Origin of the sequence: Alteribacillus persepolensis, from assembly GCF_900099605.1 — a bacterium.
Taxonomy (GTDB): domain Bacteria; phylum Bacillota; class Bacilli; order Bacillales; family Marinococcaceae; genus Alteribacillus; species Alteribacillus persepolensis.
Map to the genome: position 1 here is coordinate 1 of NZ_FNDK01000014.1, position 16768 is coordinate 16768.

The following is a 16768-nucleotide window of genomic DNA, read 5'->3' on the forward strand; positions in this document are numbered from 1 at the left end:
CGTACGCTCCTTCCCGCATTCCCTTGCTTCCTCGACCTTCTCTTCTTTTATATCTTTGAAGCCAAGAAAACAGCGAATCTTTAAAGCAACTGCGTTCGTTTTGTTTATCGTGATGCTGCGGCTGGAAGTTATAGGAATAACATCGAGAGAGATTGAGTTGCTTACCCTTTAGATACCCATTAATCGCAGCGGTGAGGAAAGCGCTACTATGTAACAGGGCACAAGAACGTTGCTCTCCATTAGTGTCTGCACTTATTATAGCATATCATACTTGTTTTTCATCCATTCCAGCTGAAAATGTTCACTACGTGGAAGAAGATGCTAACAACGTGTTTATTTTATCCCTTACTTTATTGATATCAAAAGGTTTGGTCAGACAAGCGGCAGCTCCTAATTCTTTTGCTTCTTGCATGACATTTAACTCCCCATAAGCCGTCATAATAATAATAATCATATGACGTGCCAGATGGCGCTTTTTTCTTTCTTTTAGTATATCAATGCCATCCATCCCCGGTATTTTCATGTCTAACAGGAGTAAATCTGGATCTTCTTCTTCCATTACTTTTAACGCCTCTACCCCATTTGAGGCTTGGTGAACATCATACCCCTCATTTATTAGTACTTCTTTCAATAATACTCTAATTCCGTATTGATCATCGACAATCAGTACTTTGTACATAGTTCCCCCTCCAATTCTCCATCCTCCGCTTGCAAACAACACCTTTCACAAATGTTTAGTGATATCCCATATTTTACATGATTTTTTCTTTTATTAGAATTACTTTATAATGATGCATTAAGGATGATAAGATAGTTCGACATCTACCGTCATCCCATGCCTTTATATCTGTACAAAAACCAGCAAAAAGGATGAAAGATACATGAAAATATTTTCCACACAATTACAAGGCATTTTTAAGAAAATCACGGAACGTGAAGAAGAACAGTTTGAAGATGGCGCCAGGCTGTTAGCACAAGCTGCGGCAGGACCCGGAAAGCTGCTTATCTATACAACTCCTTCCATGAAAGGCAATGCCATCAATGTCACAGAACATCCGGATGCGGCCGGTCACATAACACATCAAGAAACAACTGACACGAGCCTCGAAGCAATCGACCGTGCTCTTATTCTGGCTGGATATGAAGAAAAGAAAGAATTAGAAACTACCGTCAGCCATCTCCGAGAACACGACGTGCCGTTTGTTGTCATTGCTCCTTTTCCTGCGGAAGAGATGGAACACTTCTTGGAGCCGACCGATGTCTGGATTGATACGTACACACGCGGCGGGCTGGTTCCAGACGAAAGCGGCAGCCGCCTTGGCGCCCCTTTTACGCTCACCGCTCTTTTTGCCAGCCAGTTATTGCTTTTACAAATTAACGAGCTGCTTGGTGAACTGGACTAGAGACTGGCATATATATAAAAAGCTGTTCTGTTTCACAACAGAACAGCTTTTCTTTTACTGGCTGAATGTTTTTGCTGCTTGGATAAAGTCACGGAAGAGCGGCTGCGGACGCAGTGGACGTGATACAAACTCTGGATGGAACTGTGACGCGACGAAGTATGGATGATTGTCCAGCTCGATAATTTCAACCAAACGTCCATCCGGACTTGTTCCACTGAACGTCATTCCCGCTTTTTCCATCTGCTCTCGGTATGCATTATTGAATTCGTAACGATGACGGTGGCGTTCATATACCACTTCTTCCTCATATGCGTGTTTGACTTTCGTGTCCTTTTGCAGCTTACATGGATACAACCCTAGACGCAATGTACCGCCTAGATCTTCCACGTCTTTCTGTTCTGGTAAAAGGTCAATAACGGGATTTGCTGTTTCTGGATTTAGTTCAGCAGAATCAGCATCTTCTAAGCCCATCACATTGCGCGCAAACTCTACAGAAGCTAACTGCATGCCAAGACAAATGCCTAAAAACGGCACATTGTTTTCTCTTGCATATTTAATTGCAGCAATTTTTCCGTCAATGCCGCGGTCGCCAAACCCGCCGGGCACTAAAATGCCATCCACGTGCTGCAGTGTTTCGGCTGCATTTTCATCGGTGACTTCTTCAGAGTTTATCCATTTAATGTCAATATCTGAATCAAATGCATATCCCGCATGCTTTAATGATTCAGCTACCGACAGATACGCATCCGGCAGCGAAACATATTTACCGACAAGACCAATCGTTATTTTTCCTTGCAGGTTTTGCACTTTATTTACAAGCATTTTCCACTCTTCCATGTCTGCTTTGTGACCATTTAAATTCAAGTAGTCACACACAATTTGATCAAAGTTTTGAGCTTGTAAATCAAGTGGAACTTCATACAATGTGTCTTTATCTCTCGATTCAATAACCGCCTCTTTGTTGATGTCACAGAATAACGCAATTTTGTCTTTCATTTCTTGTGGAACAGGACTTTCTGTACGAACGACAATCGCGTTTGGCTGGATACCTAAGCTGCGGAGCTCTTTGACACTATGTTGCGTTGGCTTGGACTTCATTTCGCCCGCTGCAGAAAGGTAAGGAATAAGCGTACAATGCAAGTACATGACGTTCTCTACACCAACATCACTTTTAATTTGACGAATCGCTTCCAGGAACGGAAGACTTTCAATATCACCCACTGTTCCGCCGATTTCAGTGATAACGACATCCGCACCGGTTTCGCTTCCTGCACGATAGACTCTTTCTTTGATTTCATTTGTAACGTGAGGAATAACTTGCACCGTACCTCCTAGATAATCTCCGCGACGCTCTTTTCGAATAACAGATGAGTAAACTTTACCAGTAGTGACGTTGCTGTTTTTGCTAAGATTAATGTCAATAAACCGCTCATAGTGGCCAAGGTCAAGATCGGTCTCAGCTCCATCATCTGTCACAAACACTTCACCGTGCTGATAAGGACTCATCGTACCAGGGTCCACGTTAATATAAGGATCAAACTTTTGAATAGTAACACTTAATCCACGATTTTTTAACAAACGGCCCAAAGACGCTGCAATGATACCTTTTCCTAATGAGGACACCACGCCTCCTGTCACAAAAACATACTTGCTAGCCATGTATGCATCTACTCCTTTAATCTATGGTGAATAAGAAAATAGGCAGGACAGCCAGCGGATTTGAGAACCATCCGCGCTTCCGCTAAGAAAATATATTTATTAACCATTCATGCTGAGAAAGAACAAGACACTTCTTCTTTCTTATCCTTTCCTTTGTTATGAGAAAAACTCAGCTTCTCGCTAAGTCCTTATAACAGTTGCTGTTTCATGTGAAGCTTTAGCGAAAATAAAATGTTTCCTTTTTAAACAGTACAAAAAAAAACAAAAGTGACACCTCACCCATTGGAGGGGCGCACTTTTGCTTTGTGTATATTGTCTGTATAAAAGTCATCTGCGTACTCGTTAAAGCCCAAAATTGATTTTACCGAGCGCGCATATAAAAGTCAAGCACAAAAGTATGTTAATATTTGTCGTCACCGACTGTTTCTTCACCGGATCCAAAGCCTTCAAGTTCATCGCTTTTATCGTATTCATCAGCGTCTTCTTCTTGAGACAATTCATCGAGCTCATCTTCAATATCTTCTAAATCATTATCGAAGTCATCATCAAAATCATCAAATTCATCCGCTTTTGATTTCTTCGGTGCTTGGACGGTATGGCTTAAGTCTTCATCTGATTGATCAAGCGGATACCATTCTCTTAAACCCCAGTGATTTTCACCTAAGTGTACAAAACGTCCATCCAAATTCATGGCTGTATACAACCTCGTGCGCCGGTTTTTCTCTTCTTCTGGATTGAGATTTTTTAAATCAACAATTTTTTTAATCAATTCTTGGTAATTGTACGGGTTTTTCTCATCTCCTAGTAAAATAAATGCCAGTTCGATCGCGGACATTTCTTCAATTTGTTCTTCATTGTAATCAGCTATGCTCACCGACTCCACTTCCTTTCCGCAAAGTATTCCAGCTCAAGGTCTTGAAGTTATCGTAAAGCCCTTTCTTCCAAGAGCAAACTGTCAAAATCATACTTTTCATTATAAACATATTTAGGGTATTTATGCCAGCGTTTTTCAATCAATACAAAAAAGTGCTACAATCCCTTGGGAAAACGGAAGTTTAACAAACGGAAACAGTCAGCGCAGAGGAAGCTTTGGCTGTTTTATTTTAGTGAACAAAGGATACCTACATGTTACGCCGGTACTGTCCTCCCACCTCATATAAAGCATGAGTAATTTGGCCGAGACTTGCTGTTCGGACTGCTCCCATTAATTCTTCAAAAATATTTCCTCCAGAGACGGCTGTGTCTTGAAGCCTGACCAATGCTTTTTTCGCCTCTGTTTTGTTCTTTTCTTGGAAACACTTCAAGTTCTTGATTTGGCTTTCTTTTTCCTCTTTACTGGCACGAGCTAACTCCATATCAAATTCTTCATCCTCTTCCTCAGGGTTTACGTACGTGTTCACTCCAATAATTGGAAGTTCGCCGGAATGTTTTTTCATTTCATAGTACATCGATTCCTCTTGAATCTTCCCGCGTTGATACTGTGTTTCCATTGAACCAAGTACGCCGCCGCGATCATTAATTCGCTCCAACTCCTGCAGCACAGCGTCTTCCACTAAATCTGTCAATTCTTCAATAATAAAAGAACCTTGCAGTGAATTTTCGTTTTTGGCTAAACCAAGCTCTTTTGTAATAATCATTTGAATAGCCATCGCCCGTCGGACGGAATGTTCGGTTGGAGTGGTAACTGCCTCGTCATATGCATTTGTATGGAGCGAGTTACAGTTATCGTAAATCGCCAGCAATGCTTGCAAAGTCGTACGAATATCGTTAAAGTCAACTTCCTGTGCGTGGAGGGAACGCCCTGACGTTTGGATGTGATACTTCAGCTTCTGGCTGCGTTCATTTGCCCCGTATTTATTCTTCATCACTGTCGCCCAAATACGGCGCGCTACCCGGCCGATAACCGTATATTCTGGGTCGAGCCCGTTACTAAAGAAAAACGACAAATTAGGTGCGAATTCATCAATATGCATCCCTCGGCTCAAGTAATATTCCACATACGTGAATGCGTTGGCAAGCGTAAAGGACAACTGACTGATTGGATTAGCGCCAGCTTCGGCCATGTGGTAGCCGGAAATAGAAACGGAATAGTAGTTACGAATATGATGATCGATAAAATACTGCTGAATATCTCCCATCATCCGAAGCGCAAATTCCGTCGAAAAAATGCATGTGTTTTGGCCTTGGTCTTCTTTTAAAATGTCGGCCTGCACCGTTCCGCGCACAGTAGAAAGTGTTGCTGCTTTTATCTTTTCATATTCCTCTGCTGAAGGTTTTCGTGCATGCTGCTGTTCAAACTTTTCTACTTGCTGGTCAATGGCTGTGTTCATAAACATCGCCAGGATAATCGGCGCGGGACCGTTAATCGTCATGGAAACGGAAGTAGAGGGATGAGTTAAATCAAAACCGTCATACAACTTTTTCATATCATCCAGTGTACAAATGCTGACACCGCTCTCTCCGACTTTTCCGTAAATGTCGGGACGGTAATCAGGGTCTTCGCCGTATAACGTCACTGAATCAAACGCTGTGCTTAACCGTTTTGCATCATCATCCTTTGATAAATAGTGAAAGCGCCGATTCGTCCTTTCCGGTGTGCCTTCTCCAGCAAATTGCCGTTTTGGGTCTTCGCCTTTTCGTTTAAAAGGAAACACCCCAGCCGTATAGGGAAAACTTCCTGGCACGTTTTCTTTTAAAGACCAGCGCACAATTTCTCCCCAGTCTTTAAAAGAAGGAAGGGCTACTTTTGGTATTTTTAAGCCAGATAATGTTTCTGTTTGAAGCTCGGTCGTTATTTCTTTGCCGCGAATAACTGTTGTAAAGGTGTCTTGTTGATACAGCTGCTGCTTGTCTTCCCATGACTCCAATATGGCTGTTACGTCTTTATCTAACATATCAAAAAGGCTGTCATGTATCTCTTGTATCTCATTTGTATCTGTCTTGTTTTCTTTTAACAGCTCTATTGTTCCGTGCAGCTGAAACAGCTTGCGCGCCGTTTCCTCTTGCTCTTTGACATAATCTCTGTACCTGTGAACGGTTTGTACGATTTCTCGCAAGTACGCCATACGTTCTGGCGGAATGATTAAATCTTTCTTTTTAGCGTCGTGAACAGTTACGGTTTTTGTTTTCCAATCAACTCCTGTTTTTTCACTTATAACTTCCACTAACGCAGCAAATAACACGTTTGTGCCATGATCATTAAATTGGCTGGCAATCGTGCCATATACCGGCATATTGTTCACATCTTCATCAAACAGCATGTGACTGCGCTGGTATTGTTTTTTCACATCCCTTAGTGCATCCAATGACCCTTTACGCTCAAACTTGTTAATGGCAATAATATCAGCAAAGTCAATCATATCAATTTTTTCTAATTGAGACGGCGCACCAAATTCGCTCGTCATGACATACATAGATACATCAGCAAATTCCGTAATTTCGGCATCCCCTTGCCCGATGCCGCTCGTTTCGATAATAATCAAATCAAACCCAGCTGCTTTCACAACAGAAATAGCTTCTTGTAAATGCTGTGTTGTCTCGGTTTTTGCCCCTCTTGTCGCAAGACTTCTCATAAAAACGCGTGAATGGTGAATACTGTTCATCCGGATTCTGTCGCCAAGCAGGGCCCCGCCTGTTTTTCGTTTTGTTGGATCAATAGATAAAATGGCAATCGTTTTATCTGAAAACTCCATCAAGAAGCGCCGCACCAGTTCATCAGTCAACGAACTTTTTCCTGCCCCCCCTGTACCAGTAATGCCTAATACAGGAGCATTCATCTCCGTCGATTGTAATTGCTCTAAAGCATGCTGCCATTTTTCATCAAGATGTTTTTTGTCTTCTTCTGCGATAGAGATAAAGCGGGCGGCTGCCTGACTGGACTTGTTTTGAACGTCTTCTAGTGTATATTTACCTGTTTGATAAACAGGATAGTCGCACTCTTTTAACATCTGGCTGATCATGCCTTCAAGACCGACATCCCTGCCGTCTTCAGGTGAAAAAATACGAGCAATGCCATATGCGTGGAGTTCTTCAATTTCTGGAGGAGTAATCACGCCTCCGCCGCCGCCATAAATCTTGATATGGCCGGCTCCTTTTTGCTGCAGCAAATCATAGCAGTATTTGAAATACTCTATGTGTCCGCCTTGATACGAAGAAATCGCAATTCCTTGCACGTCTTCTTGAATAGCTGCACGTACCACTTCTTCGACAGAGCGGTTATGTCCTAAATGTATCACTTCTGCGCCGCCGGCCTGAAGCAGACGCCGCATAATGTTAATAGAAGCATCGTGTCCATCAAATAAGCTCGAAGCCGTCACAAAACGTACAGCATGCACAGGCTTATACAACCTTTTGCCCACGTATAAACCTCCCTGTTTATTTTTTCCCCATCATTACATGTCGTTTGCGAACTCCATCTAAAAGCCGGCGTGTCTGTAATTCTGTATACGTTGACAGGGTGAACTGTTTTTGGATACTCCAGCGGCGAAACGCCCACATATGCCCTTGTACCATAATATTATGACTAAGCAGCTTCGTTTCCTCCTCCGTAAGCTCCACCTCTCCCGCTTGGCAGCTGGATGCAACTGCTTTTTCGATAATAAGGGTTAAAGCTTCCTCTTTTTCCAGTACATACGCAAGTGCTTCTTTCGGGAGAGACTTAATTTCTTGATACATCACAAGTACTTCATCCTGCATATCATCTACTACTCTGAACAGAGACTCTATCACTTGTTTTAACCGTTCGGTACCGGTTGTATTGGTCTCCAACAGCTTCTCAAGCCGCATTCTCACTTCATCGTATATCGAATCACAGACGAGATAGAGAACATCTTCTTTCGAACCTATATATTCATACAGCGTACCAATACTAAAACCCGATTCTTGTGCAATTTCACGAGTCGTCGTTCGATGAAAACCTTTTTGTATAAAAAGTGTTACTGCTCCTTTTACCATTTGTGCTCTGCGCCGCTGTATAAGTTGTTCGTCTTTTACCATGGACGGCACATTCTTTTTTTGCACTACCCTCACCTCCCTGCCGCTAATCATTCAACAGCATGTTGCTAATAACTACACGCTGAATTTCATTGGTACCCTCGTAAATTTGTGTAATTTTTGCATCGCGCATAAAGCGTTCAACAGGATATTCTTTTGTGTAACCATATCCGCCAAACACTTGCACTGCTTCGGTGGTTACTTCCATCGCCGTATCTCCTGCGAATAATTTTGACATCGCTGACTCCTTGCCGTAAGAAAGGCTTTCGCTTTCTCTAAAAGCAGCTTGATACGTTAAAAGCCGAGCAGCTTCTATTTTTGTTGCCATATCCGCCAGCTTAAACGAAATGCCTTGCATGCTTGCGATTGAACGGCCGAATTGTTTGCGCTCTTTGGCATATTCTGTCGCTGCATCCAATGCCCCTTGTGCGATGCCTACCGCTTGTGCTGCTATACCATTTCTTCCGCCATCAAGCGTCTTCATGGCGATTTTAAATCCTTCTCCTTCTTCACCGAGTAAGTTTCCTTCAGGTACGCGGCAGTTTTCCATAATAATTTCCGTGGTGGGGGAAGAGCGGATGCCTAGCTTTTCTTCTTTTTTTCCAATTGAAAAACCGGGAAAGTCTTTTTCAACAATAAAGGCACTGACCCCTTTATGCTTTTTCTCCGGTGAGGTTAACGCAAATACTATATACACATCTGCCGCACCGCCATTGGTAATAAATATTTTGGAGCCATTTAACACGTAGGTACTGCCGTCTTTTTTTGCCGTCGTTTTCATTGCTGCTGCATCTGACCCTGACCCAGGCTCTGTTAAACCGTATGCTCCTATCTTTTCCCCTTCTGCCAATGCTTTTAAGTAGGTTTGCTTCTGCTGCTCGGTTCCAAACGTATAGATAGGCCAGCTGGCTAGTGACAGGTGCGCTGACAAGGTTACCCCTGTAGAAGCACACACACGGGACAACTCTTCTACTGCAATCACATAGCTTATATAGTCTGCACCAATGCCGCCGTACTTTTCCGGCCAAGGGATGCCGGTTAAGCCCAGTTCAGCCATTTGCTCGAATAATGAGCGGTCAAACCGCTCTTGTTCGTCGCGCTCTTTAGCAGTAGGAGCTACCTCATTATTTGCAAAATCACGTACCATTTTTCGAAGCATTTCTTGTTCATCGCTTAATAAAAAATTCACAGACGTTCCCCCTTCTTACTGTCACGTGTTTTCGCCCAGCACGTGTTTTCCGATCACTATTTTTTGGATTTCACTCGTTCCTTCGTATATCTCACATACTTTCGCATCCCGAAAAAATCTTTCTGCGGGATACTCTTTCGTATATCCATATCCGCCAAATATTTGTACCGCTTCTTTAGCCGTTTCCATTGCTGTTTTGGAGGCAAAGAGTTTGGCCATTGACGATGCCTTCTTGCACGGCTGGTTGCGATCATAAGCATCTGCCGCCTGATAAGTCAGGAGCTTGCTCGCTTCAATGTGTGTAGCCATATCGGCTAATTTAAAGGAAACAGCTTGCTGTGATGCAATAGACTTCCCAAACTGTTTACGCTGTTTGGCATAAGACAGCGCAGCGTGAAAAGCCCCTTCCGCAATGCCAAGTGACTGCGCAGCAATCCCAATACGTCCAGCTGTCAAATTGGCCATCGCCACACGAAAGCCTTCTCCTGGCTTTCCGAGCAAGTTTTCAGCTGGAACCTCACAGTCTTCAAACACCATTTCGGCTGTATTTGAACCGTGAAGACCCATTTTTTTCTCAAGTTTTCCAACCTTGCATCCAGGAAATGATTTCTCCACGATAAACGCACTAATTTCATTGTCTTTACCAGTTTCATTCGTCTTCGCAAATACAATGTACGTATCAGCTGCTCCTCCATTTGTAATGAACATTTTTGTGCCATTTAAAAGATAATGATGACCTTTTTTTACAGCCGTCGTTTTCAACGCAGATGCGTCACTGCCTGCGCCTGGTTCAGTTAAAGAAAATGCTCCCAGATACACTCCTGAAGCCAGCTTTGTTACGTATTTTTGTCTTTGCTGGTTGGTTCCAAAATGTACAATTGGATTCGTGCCTACCGATGTATGAACAGATAAAATCACACCAAGCGCTGGACTTACCTTTGAAATCTCGTGAATCACCATAACGTAGGACGTAAAATCAAGGCCGACTCCTCCCAATTCTTTTGGAATGGGTATGCCCATCAAACCAAGATTCGCCATTTCTTCGACAAGTTCTTTTGGAAAACGGTCCTCTTTTTCCATACGCGGCACTTCAGGCTGCACCCGATGTTGGGCAAAATCACGAACAATGTTTCTAATCATCAGCTGTTCATCTGTCCAGGTGAAGTTCATCGGCTTCCCCTCCGCTGTTATTCTTCGTGATACTGATAAAAACCACGCCCGGCCTTTTTCCCAATCCACCCAGCCTTTACATATTTTCGAAGTAATGGACAAGGACGATATTTGTCGTCACCAAGCCCATCGTGAAGAGTTTCCATAATGTAGAGGCATGTATCAAGTCCGATAAAATCAGCTAATGTGAGCGGCCCCATAGGGTGATTCATCCCTAATGTCATTACTTGATCAATGTCCTCTACAGAAGCAACCCCTTCATGTACAGCGTAAATAGCTTCGTTGATCATCGGAATTAATACACGATTGGACACAAATCCAGGAAAGTCATTTACTTCAACCGGTTTTTTTTGAAGAGAGAGGGCGGTTGTCTGCACTGTCTGAAACACATCGTCACTCGTTGCCAGTCCACGGATAATTTCTACTAGTTTCATGACAGGCACCGGATTCATAAAATGCATGCCAATAACTTGCTTGGGGCGTAATGTTGCCGCTGCAATTTCGGTAATGGGAAGCGATGATGTGTTCGTAGCAAGAATAGCATGAGGCGGGGTACATTCATCTAATTGTTGAAAGATGTCTTTTTTTATATCCATGTTTTCAATAGCAGCTTCGACAACAAGATCCGCTTTCGACCCATCTTCTAGTTCCGATGAAGGAACCAGCCGTCCGAAAGCTTCGTCTGCTTCTGTTTGTTTCATTCTGCCTTTATCGACTTGCCGCTTCAAGTTTGCTTTTATGTTGTCTATTCCTTTTTCCAGCTGGCTTTCTGCTTTGTCATGAAGGTATACATCATACCCGGCACTGATAAATACTTGTGCAATACCAGAACCCATCTGCCCGGCACCTACAACCATGACTGTCTTTACGTTCATCTGCATTCCTCCCTACACCTGTATCATAATGGCATCTCCTTGGCCGCCGCCGCTGCAAATAGCCGCAATACCTAGTCCGCCTCCTCTTCGTTTCAATTCATGGGCCAGCGTCAGTATAATTCGCGCACCACTTGCACCGATTGGGTGGCCGAGTGCTACAGCACCACCATTCACATTTAACTTTTCACTGTCCAGCCCTGTTAACTTCTCACTAAGCAGTGCCACCGATGCGAATGCTTCATTCACTTCAAACAAGTCAATATCTTGTAACGATGTTTTGGTTTTATCCAGCAGTTTATTGATGACGAGCCCTGGTGTTTTCGGAAAATCTTCTGGTTTCACAGCAATCGATGTATGATCCAAAATCACAGCAAGCGGCTCTCTGCCTTCCGTCTTTGCACGCTCTTCATTCATGACTACCATGGCACAAGCTCCATCATTCACTCCTGGCGCGTTTCCAGCTGTGATTGTTCCATCCTTCTCAAACACAGGTTTTAATGCTTGTAAATCCTCTCGTGATGTCTGAGGGCGCGGAGCTTCATCTGTTGTTACCATTTCTGCTTTTCTTTTTTTCTGCACTTCTACCGGCACAATCTCGTCCTGAAAATAACCCTTTTCTATAGCTGCATGTGCACGCTGCTGGCTTCGATATGCCCACTCATCCTGCTTTTTTCGCGTCACTTGATGTTCTTTTGCTGCTTGGCTTCCGTACACACCCATATGAACGCCCTGAAACGCACATGTCAGCCCATCATGGACCATCATGTCGACTAATGGCACATCGCCCATCCGAGCCCCAAAGCGTGCTTTTGGCAGTACGTACGGTGCCTTGCTCATTGACTCCATGCCGCCTGCTGCCACCACATCATGCTCAGCCAAACGGATGATTTGGTCTGCCATCATGACACTTCTCATACCAGAAGCACATACCTTATTAATAGTTTCTGTCTCTGTTTCCCACGGCAGACCGGCATAATGGGCAGCTTGTCGTGAAGGCAGCTGACCTTGCCCTCCTTGCAGCACGTTTCCCATGATTACTTGCCCGATGTCATGTTTATCCACTCCTGCTTTCTCCAGCGCACCTTGTATGGCTGCTGCCCCCAGTTCTGAAGCTGTTAACGCAGACAAGCTGCCGCCGAGCTTGCCAAAAGGGGTTCGTGCTCCTCCTGTAATAACAGATCGAACCACACGATCACTCCTCTAAATATTCGTCATTTTCAGAAAAATTAAAAAGCATTTGACTGAATGTTCGCTCATAAATGAAGGATAAAAGAGCGGGGAAGGCAAATCCCTTCCCCATCTATGTTCCTTGCGCCTTCTGTAAACGCTTTCCTCATCTATAAAGCTACTTGAATTTGGAAGAAAAATCAAGTGTTGATTTAGAGATAACCAATCTCAACTCACCAATACGGATTTAAGCTGATGTTTTTTCGCTTTCTCCGACAACTGATTTCTCTAAAATTTCTGCGATATCCATCGTTTGTATATCATCTTCTGCTTCTTTTGCTTTGACACCATCTGACATCATCGTTAAACAGTATGGACAGGCGCTCCCAATCATTGATGGATCCGTTTGCAGAGCTTGTTCCGTACGAGCAACGTTAACACGCTGTCCTGCTTCTTCTTCTGTCCACATCATTCCACCACCGGCACCACAGCACATGCCGTCTTCTCTATTTCGTTCCATCTCCACGATATTGAGTCCAGGAATCGCTTCTAAAATAGCACGCGGCGGATCGTATACTTCGTTATAACGCCCTAAATAACAGGAATCATGATATGTGATCGTTTCGTCCACCTCATGACGCGGCGTCAATTTTCCATCCCGGATTAGTTCGGCAAGAAGCTCCGTATGATGATAGACCTCCACGTCTTCTAGACCGAATTCTGGATATTCATTTTTAAACGTATTGTAGGCATGAGGGTCAATAGTAACGATTTTTTTGACATCATGTTTTTGGAACTCACTAATATTGGCAGACGCCAATTCTTGATATAAAAATTCGTTTCCGATGCGTCTTGGTGTGTCACCAGAGTTTTTCTCTTTGTTTCCAAGAATCGCAAATGTAACGCCCGCTTCATTCATCAGTTTTGCAAATGACTGGGCAATTTTTTGGCTGCGCTTGTCATAAGAGCCCATGGATCCCACAAAGAATAAATATTCAAACGACTCTTCCCGCTTTTTTACCTCTTTCACGGTCGGGGCATCGATGTCTTCGCGCGCTTCTCTCCATTTCTCTCGTTCTTTACGGTTAATGCCCCACGGGTTGCCTTGACGCTCAATGTTCATCATCGCCCGCTGCGCCTCCGCATCCATTTTCCCTTCCGTTAATACGAGGTAGCGGCGCAAGTCAATAATCTTATCAACATGCTCGTTCATAACCGGACACTGATCTTCACAGTTCCGGCACGTTGTACAAGCCCAGATTTCTTCTTCGGTAATGACATCGCCGATTAAGCTGACATCGTAGCCAGCAGCAGCTTCTTGGGCTCCTTTTCCTTGAGCGGCTAATTGGTTGCCATTGGTGCTGCTAAACGCATATGCCGGCAGCCACGGAGAACGAGAAGTTACAGCTGCTCCCTTTTCTGTTAAATGGTCTCTCATCTTCACGATCAAGTCCATCGGGGACAGCATTTTCCCAGACCCTGTAGCCGGACACATATTCGTACAGCGCCCGCACTCCACACAGGCATACAAATCCAGCAGCTGCTTTTGATTAAAGTCTTCCACTTTCCCAACGCCAAATTCTTCTTTCGTTTCATCTTCAAAGTCAATAGAAGCCAGCTGGCCGACAGGATGTGTTCTGCCAAGCCATACATTGGCAGGACCAGCAATTAAATGTGCGTGTTTGGATTGTGGAACGTAGACTAAAAACGTTAATAAAAACAATAAGTGCGCCCACCAAAATACATAAAACAGCACACCCGCTGCACTGGCGCCAAGAGGTGAAGCGGCAAATGCTATGGCAGAAGCGATTGGCTCAAAAAATGTTAACTCTTTCCCAAGCCATACCATTTCCATGCCTTTTGCAATCATTTTTGATGTCATCAGCCCGCCAATGAACAACAGGACAAGTCCCGCTTTCCAGCCTCGCTTTAAACGGACTAACTTCTCCACGTAACGACGGTGAAACGCCCAAACTACCGCCACTAAAATCATCAGTACGATTATTTCCTGAAACAGGGTAAAATACGGATAAACAGGTCCTAACGGAAGATGCCCTCCAATGGCAAGTCCCTTCCAAATCGTATCAACCGCACTAAACTGAACAAGTAAAAATCCATAAAAAAACATGACATGAATCGTACCGCTTTTTTTGTCTTTTAACAGTTTCTTCTGCCCAAATACATTTGTCATAATAGCATTCACACGCTCTTTTACGGTACGGTTAAATTCGGCTTTCTGTCCAAGCTTAATATATTCATATCGTGTTTTTACAAGCTTGGCAAACAAGTATACAGCGTAAAATGTAACCAGCAGAAAAGCTATCCAATTAACTATTAAAAATGTTTGCATCGTTTCTCTCCTTTCCTTCTTAATGATGAGGCAATCCGAACCTCTTGTTTTAAGCTAAATATTCTGAATTGGATTAATATTATGTCTAGATTATAACAAATATTTAGGTGAATGACTATTCATTCACCTAATTTTTTATTTTTTGTCCTAGAATCACTGTTTTCGGGCATGATAAGAAAAGCAGTAATTAAAAAAATGGTGTTAAACATTACCTCCTTTGACCACTCCCGGTCGAATGGCACAGGAGGTCTGGACTTTTTACACTTAACTGAGCAGCTGGTTGTTGAAACTCAAGCTGCCAATAACCTTATATCTCTCCGCTCTTCCTATAAGAAAAGCACAAGCGCCTTAAAAGAAGCCGGCTAAGATGAAGGTATTTCAATAAGGTACTTCTACTAAGAACGCACACATCCTGTGGAAAATACGTTTTGGGAGGCCGGTACATGGAAAGTCGATTTTTGCTAAGAAACCTCAAGCAAGCAGGTGCTGGAGCTGAACATGGAGAACGTCTAACTTTTTATACTCTCCTAACGTATTTAGAAAAACTCGGCCTATCGCTGAGTCTTCACGGCAACAGTTGCCGTTTCACTTATACTCTGACTTTTATGACAGAGCTGAACACTTCTAAAACATACGTGAGATGACAAAATTGGCCGGAGGAAGTACATCTATGTTTGTCTTTTATCTTGTGATCATTGTTCTTCTTATTATTCTCTGTTTTCGTTTGGATTTTTTGCTTGGCGAGAAAAACTATCAGAAAAAAAACCAGCCCGCTGTTTACCCAACCCGCCATGGGCAGCTGGACTTTTTGGATACCGGAAAAACGTTTTTTGACACTCTTTTTAATGACATACGTGCAGCCAAAACCTCAATTCACATATTGTTTTTTATCTTTCGTAACGACAGTTTAGGCAGTCAGCTTATCGACCTTTTGGTTGAAAAAGCGGATGAGGGTGTGGAAATTAAAGTACTGCTTGACCGAGTCGGTGCTGGTTTAGATAAAAAAGGAAAACAGCGTTTACGTGATGCGAATGTTTCTTTTGCCTACGCCAAATCACCATCGTTTCCGTATCTCTTTTTTACTTTTAATCAGCGAAATCACCGAAAAATCACTGTTGTTGACGGAAAAATCGGATACCTTGGCGGATTTAATGTAGGAGATGAGTATTTAGGGCGCGACCCAAAATTGGGCTTATGGCGGGACTTTCACTTACGGTTTGAAGGAGAAGGCGTGCAAGATTTGCAAACACAATTTTTACGTGATTGGGAAGAAGCAGGCAATCTGCCAACAAGTGCAGACAGCTATTTTCCTTCTTTAGAAGAAGGGACACAACCTTTTCACTTTATCTCGACGGAAGGAGAGGGACTCGAAGCGCTTTTTTTCGAACACATAAATAAAGCACAAACGTATATATATATTGCAAGCCCCTATTTTATCCCGAGCAGCTCCTTGCAACGAGCACTTTGTGATGCCGCCAAAAGAGGAGTCGAGATCTGTATTATACTTCCGGAGAAAAAAGACCACCCATTCGTAAAAGAAGCCTCCTTCAAATATATCGAAGAGCTTCTGAAACATGATGTGAAAGTATTTCATTTTCAGCAAGGGTTTTTTCATGCGAAAGCCCTGCTCATTGATGATACGTTTTGTGACGTCGGCACGGCAAATTTTGACCGGCGCAGCTTTGACATAAATAGCGAAATGAATACGATTATTTCTGACTCCTCTGTCATAACTTTAGTTAAACAACGATTAGAAACCGATATGAAACAATCGACACTTGTATCGGACAGAGCACTTCAAAAGCGTTCTTTCTCTGTTAAAATTCGGGAAAAGCTCGCACGTATAGTAGAACCTCTTTTATAGTTCCAACCCGCCGTCACGACTTACAACCGAATAGGATATTTTTTCAACCACTGTGTCTTTTACAGATAAAAGCTGTCACCTGCCTGGTGGCAGCTTTTC

The 16768-nt window shown here is 43.2% G+C and carries 12 protein-coding genes; 2 read left to right on the plus strand and 10 right to left on the minus strand.

All coding sequences use genetic code 11. The features are described 5' to 3' along the window. Positions 1-304: 304 nt before the first annotated feature. Positions 305-679 (minus strand): response regulator, encoded by a 375-nt coding sequence (locus tag BLT18_RS11310; protein WP_091274013.1) that lies wholly within the window; start codon positions 677-679, stop codon positions 305-307. Positions 680-881: 202 nt separating this feature from the next. Here BLT18_RS11310 and BLT18_RS11315 point away from each other — a divergent pair, with 202 nt between their 5' ends. Continuing rightward, a complete protein-coding gene (locus BLT18_RS11315) occupies positions 882-1403 on the plus strand; it encodes a DUF2529 family protein (RefSeq protein WP_091274015.1) in 522 nt (173 codons plus the stop codon). A 54-nt stretch (positions 1404-1457) separates the two neighbouring features. Here BLT18_RS11315 and BLT18_RS11320 read toward each other — a convergent pair whose 3' ends face one another. From BLT18_RS11320 to BLT18_RS11360, 9 genes are all read right to left on the minus strand, one after another. Then, the gene (locus BLT18_RS11320; RefSeq protein ID WP_091274017.1) at positions 1458-3062 is read right to left on the minus strand and encodes a CTP synthase; all 1605 of its coding nucleotides are present in this window, start codon (positions 3060-3062) and stop codon (positions 1458-1460) included. Between the two features lie 400 nt (positions 3063-3462). After that, positions 3463-3936 carry a DNA-directed RNA polymerase subunit delta gene (gene rpoE, locus BLT18_RS11325; protein ID WP_245705252.1) on the minus strand — a complete coding sequence of 158 codons (474 nt, stop codon included), beginning with the start codon at positions 3934-3936 and terminating at the stop codon, positions 3463-3465. Between the two features lie 247 nt (positions 3937-4183). Continuing rightward, entirely contained in the window at positions 4184-7420 is a 3237-nt protein-coding gene (gene icmF / locus BLT18_RS11330; RefSeq protein WP_245705253.1) for a fused isobutyryl-CoA mutase/GTPase IcmF, read from the minus strand. 16 nt (positions 7421-7436) lie between these two features. Then, positions 7437-8081: a TetR/AcrR family transcriptional regulator gene (locus tag BLT18_RS11335; RefSeq protein ID WP_091274018.1), complete on the minus strand. Its 645-nt coding sequence runs from the start codon at positions 8079-8081 to the stop codon at positions 7437-7439. Positions 8082-8100: 19 nt separating this feature from the next. Continuing rightward, positions 8101-9243 carry an acyl-CoA dehydrogenase gene (locus tag BLT18_RS11340; protein ID WP_091274020.1) on the minus strand — a complete coding sequence of 381 codons (1143 nt, stop codon included), beginning with the start codon at positions 9241-9243 and terminating at the stop codon, positions 8101-8103. Between the two features lie 21 nt (positions 9244-9264). After that, the gene (locus tag BLT18_RS11345; RefSeq protein WP_091274021.1) at positions 9265-10413 is read right to left on the minus strand and encodes an acyl-CoA dehydrogenase; all 1149 of its coding nucleotides are present in this window, start codon (positions 10411-10413) and stop codon (positions 9265-9267) included. Between the two features lie 17 nt (positions 10414-10430). Next, complete coding sequence (locus tag BLT18_RS11350; RefSeq protein ID WP_091274023.1) at positions 10431-11288, minus strand: 3-hydroxybutyryl-CoA dehydrogenase; 858 nt, start codon at positions 11286-11288, stop codon at positions 10431-10433. Positions 11289-11300: 12 nt separating this feature from the next. Next, on the minus strand, positions 11301-12476 hold the full coding sequence (locus BLT18_RS11355) for an acetyl-CoA C-acetyltransferase (RefSeq protein ID WP_091274025.1): 1176 nt from the start codon (positions 12474-12476) through the stop codon (positions 11301-11303). Positions 12477-12702: 226 nt separating this feature from the next. Beyond that, on the minus strand, positions 12703-14805 hold the full coding sequence (locus BLT18_RS11360; RefSeq protein WP_091274026.1) for a (Fe-S)-binding protein: 2103 nt from the start codon (positions 14803-14805) through the stop codon (positions 12703-12705). Positions 14806-15475: 670 nt separating this feature from the next. Here BLT18_RS11360 and cls point away from each other — a divergent pair. Next, positions 15476-16669, plus strand: coding sequence for a cardiolipin synthase (gene cls / locus BLT18_RS11375; RefSeq protein ID WP_175487480.1), 1194 nt, complete (start codon positions 15476-15478; stop codon positions 16667-16669). The last annotated feature ends 99 nt before the right edge of the window (positions 16670-16768 follow it).

Bases quoted from the DNA above. Each gene is read 5' to 3' on its own strand.
- cls (WP_175487480.1), top strand. From the start codon at position 15,476: ATGTTTGTCTTTTATCTTGTGATCATTGTTCTTCTTATTATTCTCTGT.
- BLT18_RS11345 (WP_091274021.1), bottom strand. From the start codon at position 10,413: ATGAACTTCACCTGGACAGATGAACAGCTGATGATTAGAAACATTGTT.
- BLT18_RS11350 (WP_091274023.1), bottom strand. From the start codon at position 11,288: ATGAACGTAAAGACAGTCATGGTTGTAGGTGCCGGGCAGATGGGTTCT.
- BLT18_RS11315 (WP_091274015.1), top strand. From the start codon at position 882: ATGAAAATATTTTCCACACAATTACAAGGCATTTTTAAGAAAATCACG.
- BLT18_RS11320 (WP_091274017.1), bottom strand. From the start codon at position 3,062: ATGGCTAGCAAGTATGTTTTTGTGACAGGAGGCGTGGTGTCCTCATTA.
- BLT18_RS11310 (WP_091274013.1), bottom strand. From the start codon at position 679: ATGTACAAAGTACTGATTGTCGATGATCAATACGGAATTAGAGTATTA.
- BLT18_RS11360 (WP_091274026.1), bottom strand. From the start codon at position 14,805: ATGCAAACATTTTTAATAGTTAATTGGATAGCTTTTCTGCTGGTTACA.